This window comes from Photobacterium sp. MCCC 1A19761 (assembly GCF_037389125.1).
Taxonomy (GTDB): Bacteria; Pseudomonadota; Gammaproteobacteria; order Enterobacterales; family Vibrionaceae; genus Photobacterium.
The window spans coordinates 195,235-210,022 of sequence record NZ_JAZGTF010000004.1; the positions used below are offsets into that span (position 1 = coordinate 195,235).

Below are 14,788 nucleotides of genomic sequence, written 5' to 3' on the forward strand. Positions count from 1 at the left end.
TCATCCTGGGTCAACTCAAACCTGCGGGAGTCATGTCCCGCAGTGCCCAGCCCAGCCTGCGTTCATCTCCCCACCACCAACGCATCCCAAAATGGAATCATTACTGCTCACTAATTCACCAGTCACACCGTAACTTGGATGAACTTCACTTCTTTATTCTGAAAAACAGCTACACTGTCGCCGGTTCGCTCACAATTCTCAAAACACTATGTCGGCAAAGCAATTTCACACTCTTTCATTACGTAAAAAGACCGCGCTCCTGTTTGGCTTCGGGCTCCTCGGTATTATTGCAGGCTGCCTGTTCGTCACCCGCGCATTTTTTCTGTATAGCCTTGATGAACTTGAAAACCAGGGAATTGCAAAAGACAGCCACCAGGCAAGTGCGATCATTGACCAAATGATCGAGACCCAAACCCAGCACGCTTATGACTGGGCCTATTGGGATGAAACCTATCTGTTATTTATCGATGGCCATATCGATAGCTACTGGCGGCGGAACATGCGAGCCGACACGCTGGACATGTTGGGCCTGGATTTAATGACATTTATCACCCGGCAGGGAGAGATCCTCGGCTCTGAATCACGCCAACAGCCTCAACAGCAAGAAACAATCAGCCAGAAGATCCTCGCCAGCCCTTGCATCCAGGATCACCTGCTGAAGATGCGCAACACGCCAGATGCCCAGCGAACCAGCCAGACAGGATTAATCCGCATCGGCCAACAAATTTGGGTCATTTCACTAACCCCCGTCCGCAACAGTGAAGCAACCTCAGAGATGTCAGGCTGGCTGCTATGGGGACAACACCTGTCCCGGCGTTTTCCGAATGACTATCGGGCCATTCTGTCTGCCGACAATCATATCCAGCCGGAAGCAGAGGCATATCTTGCTTCTATGCCGGAAGGGATCTTGATCAAGAAAGATTCCGACTTTATTACGCAATACAAGCTATTGCATGATATTGACGGTTTCCCGGTCGCAACCCTGATCACCAAAAAGGCGAGACAGTTTTATCAACAGGGCAATACCCTGTTTTACTACCTTGCCCTTGCAATATTATGCGCGGCCAGCTTGGTCGCGCTGGTGACCTATTACCTGTTTCGCAACAACATTGCAGCACGATTTACCGATTTCGAACAAAACATTGAGACCCTGTTCTCAGAGTGGCAACTCGAAAAAGACAGCGTACGAAAAAAAGATGAATTTGAACGGATCACAGCCCTCGTGCGTGAAGCGGCGCGCTCTTCATCTCTGGCCCAGGATCAACTCCAGGATGCCATGCAAAAGTTCGAGGCCCTTTACCAGAATTCATCATTGGGCATGATGCTCGTGGTCGACGGTCAAATCCAGGATGTAAACTCAGCCACCTTATCCATGCTGGCCTATTGCAAGGAGCAACTTGCCGGGCAAGCCTTTGAAACCATTTGGGATAATCAGCACAGTACACTCAAGCTGGAAACCATCTGCCACCAATTACACCAGGAACAGCAACAATTTGAAGCAGTTCTGCTGACCGGTGACGGCAGACACGTGCCTTGCGGCATTGAAGGACGCCTGATTAAACAGCAAGGCCGAAGTGCACTGATGCTTTCCATCACGGATATGCGCACCCAAAAGGAACAAGCGAAACTGATTGAAGATTTGGCGGGTAAAGATGCCCAATCCGGCCTGCTGAACCGCCCGACGGTGATGCGGTTGATCGAAGAAAAATCCGCTGCGGCGCCGCAGCAGTTTGCGATCCTGTATTTCAGCATCGAGCGACTTAAACAGGTCGCATCGGTATATGGCTACCCAGCTTTCGATGCCGCTATTCAATATCTTGCCGCGCTATTTACCGAACAGTTTCAAAATGCTGCGATTGGCCGGCTGAGCGAATCGGAGTTTGTTATTCTCCTGGAAACAACCACGGATCTGAACAAAAAGCTGAAGAAAGCCAACCGATTGATCGATCAACTCAGAAGCCCGGTCGAAACAGACGGCTATCAGTTGCATCTATCGCTCAAAGCAGCATTTATTGAACCAAAGCTGACCCATTACTCGCTTGAGCACCTATTACAAGCGGCCTATTACGCGACGCATGCCTCTTCACAACAGAGTAACCATCATCTCAGCACGATTGATGAATACGCTGCCGAGCAGGCACGCATTGCACTCATTATCAGCCGCGACCTGAATACCGCCATCCGGCAGAAAGAGATTCAACCACACTATCAACCGATTGTTGCGGCACAATCCGGCGAGATTATTGGTTTTGAAGCACTCGCCCGCTGGAATCACCCAAACCTTGGTCCGGTTTCTCCGGCCGTGTTCATTCCACTGGCGGAAAAACACAAGTTAATTATTGAGCTGGGCGAACTGATCCTGGAGCAAGCTTGCCAGTTCTGTCATGAGCTCACTCAGCAGGCAGGCGCTCAGGGACAAAAACCACTCAGCATGCACGTGAATCTAGCCGCGCCGCATTTCTACCATGCCGAGCTTACGACCAAACTGAGAACCCTGATCGCTCAGTATGAACTCAGCGATCACCAGTTGGTGATTGAGTTAACGGAAAGCATGTTGATTGATGCGGAAGCTGAAATGACCGAACGGATGCAATCGATCAAAGCGCTGGGGGTTCAGCTCGCTCTGGATGACTTCGGCACCGGCTATTCGTCGTTTACGACCTTGTGCAACTACCCGCTTGATATTGTGAAGCTGGATCGTTCATACATCAACCAGCTCACGCACAACGACAAAGCGAGTACCCTGATCCGCAATATCGCCCGGATGGCCAATGAACTCGGATTGACAACCGTAGCAGAAGGCGTTGAAACCAAAGCACAACTTGACCAACTGAACACATGGCAGATTAACGAAATCCAGGGCTTCTATTTCTATCGCCCCATGCCGAAGACGGAAATCGTCCGCCTGCTTCAGCTTAACGCTGATGCAGTACTGCCGGCATCGGAGCCGACGCCCTAGGGCCATTATGTATGACATAGAGCCATCACGTTTAATATAGGGTTCTCACGCCAGACATAGCGTCACCACGTGTAGCAAGGAGCTATCACGTGTAACAAAGGGATATCACGTGTAATAAAGAGCTATCACGCTCACCTGACTAACCACGCATGGCGTAACGCTATCGGCATACGCCATGTCCTTTGCAACTGGAACCCTCGTCTAGCCATAGCCACGGGTTTACCAGCCTGGCATATTCGGTATGCCGCATAGTGCGCATAGACAAATCCAATTCCCCGCAGACCGTCAATCCCCAGACACGACCTTAACTTTCCAACTCAAGAGCTCAATATGCCTGTTGTAAATATTGTGCCATCACATTATATTACCCGACCGAATTGATACTGATAACAACAATTATTCCTATTTGCATATGAATATAGTCAGCAATAGTTACTTCACGCGTCGCGCCATCTCTACTGCCGTGCTCATCGGCACCTTATCCCTCTTAGGAGGCTGCCAGCATGAGAATACATCCACGCCGCAACCCCAGGCGGAGGTTCAAATCACCCCACCCGAGCTTCCCTCAGTCACGGATCGTACATTCACCTTTACCGCCCGCGTTGATCATAACGAAGCCGCCGGCAGCACATTTACCCTTCGGCAGCCCAACAGCGATCTGACCATCACGGGGACAGTCGATAACGACCGCATGATTCAGGTGAGCATTCCGGTGGGCACGACACTCGCAGCACCATTGCAAGTCAGCGTCGCACTCAATTTGGATACGTTTAAGTATCTGAGTCAAAATGTTGAAACACTGGCAAAAGTTGCCGCAATGAAAGCTGCGTCTCAACAGGCTTCAGGGTCGGCAACGGCGGAAATAAATGCCGCTGCAATCGCCGAGATCTCACTCCAGACAACGGCAACATTTGCCCTCGCCGATCGTGATTTTAATGGCATGCTTTCTGACGATGAAATCGAGCACCATCACATCGCCAACACCGAGGGCGAACATCAGGAGCGAATGCGGGACTTAATGGTTGCAGCGGAAGTGGCACGTCAGTCGCCAGCAAAACTCTACTATGAAACCACCTATGCGCTGATGGTTGACTTCCTCAAAGATGAAGCCGCAAAACGCGCTTTCTTTGCGACCAACGCCAGCCTGGTTCAGGCAGCCAAAGCTTCGCTGTTCAACCAAACCACACCGCTGAATGAAGAAGCGGAAGATTTTTTGCGTCTGGATCAAACCGGTTGGCCGCTTCAAGATCAATCACTCACCTATCAGGAAGCGCCCTGGGCTTGCGTGGACGACATCCGCAAAGTCTCTATCCGAAATTACGGCACCCGACTGTGGCAGACACCTGACAACCAGGCAACCGGGCAAGAGACGCTGACCGACCTGATTTTGGCGGCGAATCACGATAAAACATGTAACACAGCAACGTGGCGTCTACCTACCGTCACCGAGCTTTCCGGCTTGTTTGATCAAGGTGAGCTGAACTTCCCGAACACTTTCCCCGCACTGGCGCAAACCACACAATATTGGGCAACCGATGGCGCCGACACGCTGGTTCTGGTGAGTTTCACAAACGGAAATGCCGTGGTAACTCATCCCGCAGGCGATGCCAGCGCTCAGGCATTGCTTCACAGCTTTGTCCCTTACGATGTCTGGTTCAATATTGCCCCGGTCGACACACAGGTCGATCTGGCAGCACTCCGAGCAGCCTATTCACAAGACGCCTCCCAATGGCCGTCGCCAAACATCAGTGAGGGCGTGGCTTGGCAAGAACTCGGCTTGCGCCCGGCTGTCCCGTTTCCGGCCGATAACCCTTATTCAGAAGCCAAAGTAAGGTTAGGTAAAGCACTCTTTTTCGATACCCGGCTTTCAAAGGACAACACAGTCTCCTGTGCCAGCTGTCATGATCCGGCCAAAGGCTGGGCCGACGGACTGGACAAAGCAGTAGGGATCAACGGCCAAATCGGCACACGAAATACGCCTACGATCCTAAATACAGCCTACTATGACACCCTGTTCCTCGACGGGCGTTCAGCCTCTTTGGAAGAGCAATCACTCCACCCGATTGCGAATCCAATCGAAATGGGCTTACCGCATGACGAACTCTTGCTCAAGCTGGATCAGATCGCTGAATACCCGGCCCAGTTCGAGACCGCTTTCGGCGACGAGACCATTACGTTGGAGCGGATCGCCAAAGCGATCGCGACATTCGAGCGCACAATCATCAGTAAAGAAAGTGACTTTGATCGGTTCCTCAAAGGGGATCAAGACGCGCTCTCCGACCAGCAATTGCACGGGCTACATCTATACCGCACCAAAGCCCGTTGCATGAACTGTCACAGCGGCCCGATGATGACCAATCAGCAGTTCGAAAATATTGGTCTGGCTTATTACGGCCGAAGTCTGGAAGATCGCGGGCGATACAATGTTACCTACCAACCTGAAGATATGGGCAAATTCCGGGTTCAGATGTTGCGAGATATCAAAGCCACCGATCCGACAACGCACTTAGGTTTATTCAAGCTAGCCAACATCAATGCTTCCAACGGCAGAGTGACAGGCCTGCTGGCCATGTACAACAACGGGATGACTCGAAACCGAAGCGGCAACTTCCCGCAGTATGCAGCCAAGTATGACAAGAACTTCCCGGTGGTTTCCCCGCTGATTGAACGATTGGCGATGACAAATGAAGAGCTTCAGGCTCTCAATGCCTTCATGTCGGCAATCTCGAGCGAGATTCGAACCGATAGTGCAACACCAGAAGAAATGGGGATCCAGTCTGGGAGTCACTAATCTGCTGTCATTCCCGTTGTTGGCCAGGTGAATTATTCACCTGGTCAACTACTTCACCCCACCCTCCCCATCTTCCTGAAGTGCCTACGCCTCACTATCGGTTTGGCTGACACCGCCAATATGTTCAACCTCACCAGGCAACATCGCCTGAGCCCCAAAAACAAATCATCAGTATTGAACATGCTGCCATCCGAGCGATTGCACCTCAGGGAACTCTCCCACTTGCGCTACTTCCCACTCAACCTTGCCCGACAAGTCACCAATATGGCATTTTTTTGCAACTCGCTATGACGTTACAGCATAAAAATCAATACATAGGCATTAAATTCAATAAACAATCATTTGCATATATTCCCTATTTGCAAAAAAATAATCAGAACGATGCTCCGTGATGCTTATTCAGTGAACGGACCACATGATGAGCAAGACCTCCACTTATTTTGTAACGAATGTCACACCATGTGGCTGTCGAGGTGAAAATGATAAAGAAACTAAAATATCTGCTCTGCCTGCTTCCTTTGATCCTGCTGCTTTATGGCTGCCAGTCCTCAAAGCCACCAAGCTGGGCCAGTCAACCCAGGCAAGAAGATAATGGCCATCTCTATGGTGTCGGCTATGGGATAAACCAAAAAGTCGCGCAAAAACAAGCGATCAGCCATTTAAGCTCACAACTCTGGACCCAAGTTGAGTCTACCAGCCAGTTTCGAAATATATCTAATGAAATCAATGGTACCCATCATTCGCAGTCCTTAAGTGATACAGCCATTTTCACCAAAACCGCAAATCTGACCTTTAACGGCGTTCAATTGACCCAAAGTGCCATGGTTAATGATGTTTATTACGTCGAGGCGTCCATTGCCAAAGCACAGCTAATCACGGAACTCAAACAAGAACTGGATACACTTTATGATGACATCCAAACGTCCATAGTCAGCCTTTCCCATACCGACCCCTTACTCTGGTGGTTAAACAACGCCGATACTTCAGCCTACAAACATGAGATTCTGGTAAAGGTTTCAGTTCTCAGTGCATTAACGCAAGGAACACCTGAGCAAAAATATATCCGTGCCTATCGAGAACTTGATGAGCTGGTTGCGAAAACCAAAAGCAGTATCAACATTCAGGTAGCCACAACGAGTCATGAGCCCTGGCTGAAGCAATTCATCACCGCCTATTTGGCGCAGGCCGGACTAAAAAATACGGACAAGGCAACCAAAGCCAGCCATACCGTTGAAGTCGACACGAACTGGCGGAATAAAAAACTCTCATCGAATTATATTTCAACCGTTCTGGTCCAACTCAAACTTAAAAATAAAAACAACCATACGCTCAAGAGTAATGAAATTATTGCATCAGCCAATTCTATGTCGGGTTACGATCTGTCAAAAGAAGGGGCTGCACGCCATTTTTCAGAACAATTAAAAACACAAGGTTTGTGGCCGTCTATTGGCCTTTAATCGTTATTTAAACTCATATATGACAAGGAAATAGCATGCGTAAAACAGTCATTTATTCAGCAATAATGATGGCAACACTTTCAGGATGTCAGCTGACTTCGGTCGCTGAAGTTTGCCCGGCTTCGACTCGTGTGGATCTGGCACAAGCGGAAGTGCCTGCAGTCGGTTCCGCTAATGCAAAAGTGCTGGTCATTCCTGCCAATATCGAATTTGACGATCACGCCAAAGCGCGTATCCAAAAAGCCATTACCTCTTCCATTGAAGATCAAATCGACGAAGCTGGTCGACAGATTGTCGATCGAAAAACGGCGCTGAAACTTAAAGACGAAATCATCTTGGCAGAACAAAGCGGCCGGTATAACACCAAAGGGATTCCTGTGGCTGACTACGCAGTAATCACCGATATCAATTATGCCAATTTCAGTAAACACTTTAGTGAAGCCAGTACGACTATCGATCTTGACGGAAACCTTAAATATGTCCCACCGGCATGCCGCTTTGAAGCTGAAGTAAAAGCGAACACACGAATTGTTACTCTGCCGGACATGAAAACCGTTGAAAATATCCAATTTGTCGGCAGTGAATATCAAAGCACTGAAACGCGTAACTCCAGCTGTCCATTCAGCAAAGAGCAATATCAAGGGTTAGTGACAGAAGCCGCGAAAAATGCCATCTTGAGAAATGACAAATTGAAGAACATTCTGGCGCCTTCTGGCTCTGTTGTCGAAATGCGCCAGTGCGAGGTGGGCACAATGGTCAAAGTCGATATGGGAAGTGACAACGGGGTCACACCAGATTGGGAAATGAAATTTGTCACACGTGAAAAAGTCGCCAAAGTAGACGGTGATGGCTTTGAGATTGAGACACACGGATATGGTGAGGGCACCGTTGTCAATAATGCCGAGCATGGTATTAAGCCTAATTATTCCTGGGTTGTTATTGATGAAGAAATGGCTCCGAAAGTTCGACGTGGCGATACCGTCAAAGCCTCGTTTGAAAATCTGTGTAATAACTCAATCTTTGGCTCTGTTGGCATTCTGTCAAAAATGTGTCATCAGACTAATGAAACACTTAATGGGGGAATTTAATGCGTCTATTACCACTTATAGCAGCTCTGGCTTTATTTGGGTGTAACAGCACCCAAACCGTTCAGGACGTCAAAAGTCAGATCAACTGTACTTATCCGGATGCCCCACAACATGAAGCGCCAGGATGGGTTTGTGATGTGATGCCAGAGGACCTGGAAATTGGAGCGGTTGGGTTTGCGAAAAACAGCAAGGCCGGATTATCTATCATGCGTGATATTGCCATGAACGATGCAAAATCCCGCTTGGCACAGCAGTTTGAATCCAACGTGAATACTTTATTCAAACAGGCATCCAGTGCTGCAATTACCAGTACGGATGAAAAAATTGTTGAAAATGTCAATGAGTACTTTGAGTCAGTCACGAAAAACGTCACGTCTCAAACATTGACCAATGCCCGTGTCCTTGCGTCTCAACGCAGTCCTGCCGGTGGCCTGTATACCTTAGTCGGTATGGATAAAGCCACCTATGATCAGAACCTGCAGCAGATCGTGAATCATGCCAAAGGGAAAGATCCGGTCTTGTGGAAGAAATTCAACTCTGAAAAAGCCGAGCAAGCGCTGGACAGCGTGCTCGATTCTTTAGGCTCTCAGCTGTAAACCCAGCAGGAAAAACGAAGGCTGCACCAGTTGCAGCCTTTTTCTCATTCTGGCATTGCGCTAACTAGCTTTGTCGCAAATTAGCTTTGTCGCGATTAAGCCTGCGCCAGACTTTCGCCGATAAAACCGCCGGTTTGATGTGCCCACAGCTGGGCATAAATGCCGTTTTGCTTCAGCAGCTCCTGATGCGAACCCTCTTCAACAATCTTCCCTTGATCCAGTACGACCAGGCGATCCATCTGGGCAATGGTTGACAGTCGGTGCGCAATGGCAATCACGGTTTTCCCTTCCATCAACTGATACAGGCTTTCCTGAATTGCGGATTCTACTTCGGAGTCCAGCGCCGAGGTCGCCTCGTCCATCACCAGGATCGGTGCATCTTTGAGCAACACCCGGGCAATAGCAATCCGCTGACGCTGACCGCCGGAGAGTTTCACCCCGCGCTCCCCGACCAGGGCGTCATAACCCGTGTTGCCGTGCGGATCCGACAAATGCTCAATAAACTCATGGGCATGGGCCTGACGCGTCGCCTGCATCAGTTCTTCTTCTGTTGCATCCGGACGGCCGTAGAGAATATTCTCACGAATCGAGCGATGCAGCAGCGACGTATCCTGGGTGACCATCCCGATCTTACTGCGCAGCGAATCCTGATCCACCAGCGAAATATTCTGGCCGTCGATTTTGATTTCCCCGGCTTCCACATCATGGAAGCGCAGCAGCAGGTTCACCAGGGTCGATTTACCGGCACCGGAGCGGCCCACCAGACCGACTTTTTCCCCCGGCTTGATCGACAGGTTCAGCTTTTCAATCACCCCTTCTTTTTCACCATAGTGGAAGCTGACCTGATCAAAATCGATGCTGCCCTGCGCCACGCTCAGTTGCGGCGCATTCGGCACATCCTGGATCGACACCGGCTTCGACAGCGTCTTCATGCCATCAATCACGGTGCCAATATTCTCAAACAACGCCCCGATCTCCCACATGATCCACTTCGACATTCCCTGAATTCGCAGCGCAATACTGATCGCCACCGCAATCACGCCGACGGTGACGGCAGCATTCATCCACAAGCCAATCGACAACGCAGCCACGGTGAACAGCAACAGGTAGTTGATGGCATCAACACTTAGCACAAAACAAGTCGCCAGACGCATCTGGTTATACACGGTGTTGAGAAACCCCTGCATCCCCTTCTCGGCATACTCGGTTTCCCGGTTGGTATGAGAGAAAAGCTTCACGGTCGCGATATTGGTGTAGCTGTCAACAATCCGCCCCGTCATCATCGAGCGGGCATCCGCCTGCTCCGTCGCGACTTTCTTCATCCGTGGCACAAAGTAGCACTGAATCGCGATGTAGCATGCCAGCCAGGCCAGGATCGGCAACATCAGGTAGAAATCCGAGTTCCCCATCATAATGATCATGGCTGTAAAATAGACACTGATATAAACCAGAACATCAACCAGCTTCATCACGGTTTCACGCACCGCCAACGAAGTTTGCATAACTTTAGTCGCAATACGACCGGCAAAGTCATCCTGATAGAAGGACACGCTCTGGCGCAGCAAATACCGGTGAGCCAGCCAGCGAATCGACATCGGGTAGTTCCCCAACAAAGACTGGTGCATGATCATTGAGTGCAGGAAAGCCAGCGCCGGGATCACCACAATCACCAATCCTCCCATCAGCAGCAGGGTATTGCCTTCTTCCGCCCACAAGGTGTCGGGCGTGTGGTTTGCCAGCATATCGACCAGTTGTCCCATGAAGCCCAGTAAAATCACTTCGACGATTGCCACCAACGCACTCAGCACAGACATCGCCACTAAAGGCAATTCAAATCCGCGGGTATAGAACCGGCAAAACGCAAATAAATTTCCCGGCGGCTGTTCGGGTTCCTGAGATGGAAAAGCCGCCGTTAAATTTTCAAAAAACTTAAACATATATTCATGAACCTATGTTTGGGCAGTACAGCGTGTGACGCTGGACAGAGAGACAGTCGACATACTTTAGCTTGATGCCCATTGATAACAAAGTATTGGTTTTGTAGGGGCAATAGCATATCCGAAAGCAAAATTCTGCCTGAGTGATATCAGCCTCATCTCCATTTCAGCAGCCTATTTTGCGAAACATGTCACCTCAACACGCACCGTATTGCCCATGATATTAACTTATGCAGCGCACCTGAATGCAAACCGTTTATGTTACTCAAAAATGTCGACGCGACATCACGGGTGATCATTAGCATAACGATGCTCTATTTTGGTTAGAAGTGTACAAACGGATGTTGCGACACGCACTGCCCTGCGACACTGACTGATCAGCACGATTTATCAAACCTGCTGTTCCAGTTTACTACCGCTCTCATTCACATTGCTTGCACTCCCGATTGTAGCAACCGAGGCGTCTGGCGAATCAACGTCCCATGAACCCATTCTCGTCATTACTTCCACTCTAAAAGTCGAGACACCCAAGAGCGTTTTTGTCGGCGATCGTATCTTAGCCTCGGGCTGTTGGAGCGCTTTTTCTATCGGCAATGTTGAACGAGTCCCAGCATATCCTCAACCATCACGCCCTCGCCTTGTCACGGCACCGCCAGGTGAATACAAAAAATCGACCCACCAGTGGGGGGTCGATTATCGGTGTCTTTCGGTTGTCCTTTGGCAGGCTTAGAACTGGTAAGCGGCCGACAGCTTGAAGTTACGACCTGGCTCGTAGTCGTTTAAGTTAATGGTGCCGCGTGCTACACCCGAGCGAGACGCATGTGAGGTATAGGTTTCATCAAACAGGTTGTCGATCCCGAAGGTCACGCTTAGCCCTTCAACCTTGGAAGGTACCCACTGCGCATAGATGTTATGAACATCGTAACCTTCTTTCTCCGGCTGATCGGCCAGGACGTTGTCTTCATCTAGAACCACAATCGAGGTCAGGCCGAAGATGGTTTCCAGGGATTCAGACTGGTAATCCAGCGTCAGGGCAATGCTGTCACCCACATCCATGCTGCGACCATTTTCATGCAGAACCGGCTTACCTGTGTCTTTGTATTCAGTATCCGACTTGGCATAAGACAACTTACTGTTGAACATCCCCAGCCCATAGCTGGCGCTGGCTTCAAAACCGGTAATTTCTACATCGCCGGCATTGGAAACTAAGTATGTTTTCGATGCTTTTTGATAACTGGTCATGATGTAGTCGTCAATGCCGGTTTTAAATACCGTGACATTAGCGCCAACACGATGCTCTCCAATGTTCTTACCGTAGCGCACACCACCTTGGGTGTTCAGGCCCGTTTCCGCTTTGATATCGTCAGCCAGGAAGGTCACATCCTGATACTTCACGTAAGTTTCAAACAGTTCAGGACCTTTAAATAGGGAGCGCGCGTTGGCAAACACCGTCCAGTATCGCGTCACATTCCACTCGGTGCCCAATGCCCAGGTCACTTCATCGAAATTATCCGTGCCCGTGACGGCTTCACGCTTGTAATCGTCATAACGCAGACCGGCAGTCACAGAAAAATCATCGGTGAAGAAGATCTGATTTTCAGCAAACACCGCCGCACTTTTCGCTGTTTCATCCATGAACTTGGCACCACCATAGGTGCTTTCGCTGTCTTTGTTCATGTAGTCCAGACCATAAGTCAGCTGATTTGCCAGGGACAACAATTCCAGCTGGGACTGGAACTTCGCGTTCACACCCGTGTTGGTATTTTCCGCGCTGCTCTCAGACAAACGATCGCCCGGCCAACGCACACCATAAGTTTTCAACACGGCTTCATTTCGGTTGATTTCTGTTTTGCTGGTATACAGCGCCACTTTCCCCACGTGCTGACCGGCGTCCAGCGCATAGCTCAGCGTGATGGTGTCACGATCATAGTCGGTCGGTATCACTGCTTTCTTAGAAAGCTCGCCATTGGCACTGCCGCCCATATCCGGACGCGGGCTGTAATCTCCGCCATCACGATACAGGTCGTAGGCCAGTTCAAACCGGTGGTTCTCAGTCGGCTCAACACCGACCTTACCCAGGATATTGTAAGTATTACCTTTGGCACCAATGGTTTTGTGGCCTTCCCCATCTTTGAAGTTATCGCGGGTGATATAGTGGCCATACACCATTGCATCAACGGTATCCGTCAGCTGGCCGTATACTGTCAAAGAACCCTGCTGGCTGTCATTCGACTGGTAACCACCAAACACACGGGCACCGAATTGTTCGTTGTAGCCCAGCAGATCTTTGGCATCTTTGGTTTCAAAGTACACCGCACCGCCCAGACCATTTTGAGTGACCGAGTTGTTGCCCACCTGGATGTCGGCAGATTTCAGAATGTCCGGGTTCAGGGTCAGGTTCCCGATGTGGTGGAACATATTAGCGTGCTGAGACGCGCCATCGAGACGGATATCCAGATCGGTTTCACCCAGACCACGAATCGTAATTCGCTGGTTCACGGAATGCGTCCCACCCACGTCTACCCCTGGAATGTCGCGCAACAAATCAGACATATGGTCTGCTTGTTTGAGCGACATATCCTGCGAATATAGCGACTCCGAGTTACTGGAAACTTTCGTTCCCCAAACAACCATTTCATCAAAGTATGACTGTTTTTCTTCGGCATAAGCGCCGGAAGAGAGCGCCATACCGATAGCAAGACAAAGTAACGAGGGTTTAGCAGACGTATGTTTTACCCATTCCATGAAAAAAATTCCCGAACACAAATAATAATAATTCGCAGTTATGATAAGATTGATTCTCATTAACGAAAAGCTTAATAACTTATGTGAAACTGCACAGTGGTTATGAGGAATGGTCAAAATGATACTTTCACAGAAAGAAAACAGAAAAATAAAGAAAGTTGCGCTAACGAAGAAAATCGAGTGTCACGATAAAGAACTGATTCTGACGCAAGAACGCACCCGGCAAACCCCGCTCGCGGAAGGGGACTTCATTGCATATTGCTTTGATGACAACATCAAGGTGCATGGCGGGACCAGTTTAGAGCTGGCGGACTCGAATATGATGTCTGCGATTCCCTCATCCGTTATCGTCACCCTGCTGCTCAAAGGACACTTAAAGTTCAGCTATGACGATCTGGAATTTCACTTAAACACAAAATCCGAACCCTGTGCGGTGATTGTGAATTTAGCCAAACCGGCCAACTTTCGACGGGAGTTCAGAGCCGGTAACCAAGTCAGCAAACTCAATATCATCATGCACCCATCGTGGATTGCCCAGCGCGCCGGCCTTGACTGTCCCGTGCAGCAATTTACCCGCTACCATAAGGCTCATCAACCTATCGCGCTGGATCAGGAGATGCTGGAACTGGCGCAGGCGCTGATGGCCTTATCACATCCACAAACATTTCAGGAAAAAATGCAGTTTGAAATATTAACCCACACGTTAGCGGCTCGTGTCCTGAATCAACTGACTCATGATTCATTTAAAATGGAAGCCGATACCCTCTGTTCGCACTATTCTCAAGTCGCGCATATTGTTAATTATATCGAGAAACACCTGGATCAGGATTTGTCGCTGGAGCGCCTGGCCGCTCAGTTTTCAATGAGTGTCTCGAACCTGCAGCGGCGCTTTAAACAAAACCTCAACCTGACCGTCAGCGGTTATATCCGGATCCGCCGGTTGGAAATTGCCAAACTGCAATTAGAGCGCGGGCAAATTACCATCACCGAGGCCGCTTATGAAGCGGGATATCAACATCCGGCCAATTTCACCAATGCGTTCAAACGTACTTTTGGCGTGCCGCCGCAGCAAATTTACGCCACCAAGTGATCCGGATTTCATTACAAATTATTCGCCATCAGTGGAGCCGACGAAATCGTCAGATGCAGCGTTCCCCCTCTTGCCCATCACTTTGCGCTCTTGCTGCACCATCCGCGCCGCCATCATACATACAG

At 49.6% G+C, this 14,788-nt stretch carries 8 protein-coding genes; 6 read left to right on the forward strand and 2 right to left on the reverse strand.

Annotated elements, in window-relative coordinates:
- The first annotated feature begins 208 nt into the window (after positions 1-208).
- The 5 genes from VV869_RS07465 (at position 209) to VV869_RS07485 (ending at position 8,891) form a co-directional block, all read left to right on the forward strand.
- The gene (locus VV869_RS07465; RefSeq protein WP_337734357.1) at positions 209-2,959 is read left to right on the forward strand and encodes a bifunctional diguanylate cyclase/phosphodiesterase; all 2,751 of its coding nucleotides are present in this window, start codon (positions 209-211) and stop codon (positions 2,957-2,959) included.
- Positions 2,960-3,371: 412 nt separating this feature from the next.
- Entirely contained in the window at positions 3,372-5,750 is a 2,379-nt protein-coding gene (locus VV869_RS07470; RefSeq protein ID WP_337734393.1) for a cytochrome c peroxidase, read from the forward strand.
- A gap of 479 nt (positions 5,751-6,229) precedes the next feature.
- The gene (locus VV869_RS07475) at positions 6,230-7,207 is read left to right on the forward strand and encodes an LPP20 family lipoprotein (RefSeq protein WP_337734358.1); all 978 of its coding nucleotides are present in this window, start codon (positions 6,230-6,232) and stop codon (positions 7,205-7,207) included.
- A 35-nt stretch (positions 7,208-7,242) separates the two neighbouring features.
- Complete coding sequence (locus VV869_RS07480; protein WP_337734359.1) at positions 7,243-8,295, forward strand: hypothetical protein; 1,053 nt, start codon at positions 7,243-7,245, stop codon at positions 8,293-8,295.
- Complete coding sequence (locus VV869_RS07485) at positions 8,295-8,891, forward strand: hypothetical protein (protein ID WP_337734360.1); 597 nt, start codon at positions 8,295-8,297, stop codon at positions 8,889-8,891. Before VV869_RS07480 ends, VV869_RS07485 begins: the two co-directional genes overlap by 1 nt.
- A gap of 95 nt (positions 8,892-8,986) precedes the next feature.
- Here the strand turns inward: VV869_RS07485 and VV869_RS07490 are convergent, their stop codons facing one another.
- Together VV869_RS07490 and VV869_RS07495 are read right to left on the reverse strand one after the other, a co-directional pair.
- Positions 8,987-10,828, reverse strand: coding sequence for an ABC transporter ATP-binding protein (locus VV869_RS07490; protein ID WP_337734361.1), 1,842 nt, complete (start codon positions 10,826-10,828; stop codon positions 8,987-8,989).
- Positions 10,829-11,554: 726 nt separating this feature from the next.
- The gene (locus tag VV869_RS07495) at positions 11,555-13,573 is read right to left on the reverse strand and encodes a TonB-dependent siderophore receptor (protein WP_337734362.1); all 2,019 of its coding nucleotides are present in this window, start codon (positions 13,571-13,573) and stop codon (positions 11,555-11,557) included.
- A gap of 118 nt (positions 13,574-13,691) precedes the next feature.
- On the opposite strand from VV869_RS07495, the gene VV869_RS07500 reads away from it, so the two are divergent.
- Positions 13,692-14,663, forward strand: a complete 972-nt coding sequence (locus VV869_RS07500; RefSeq protein ID WP_337734363.1) for an AraC family transcriptional regulator — start codon at positions 13,692-13,694, stop codon at positions 14,661-14,663.
- Positions 14,664-14,788 lie beyond the last annotated feature (125 nt).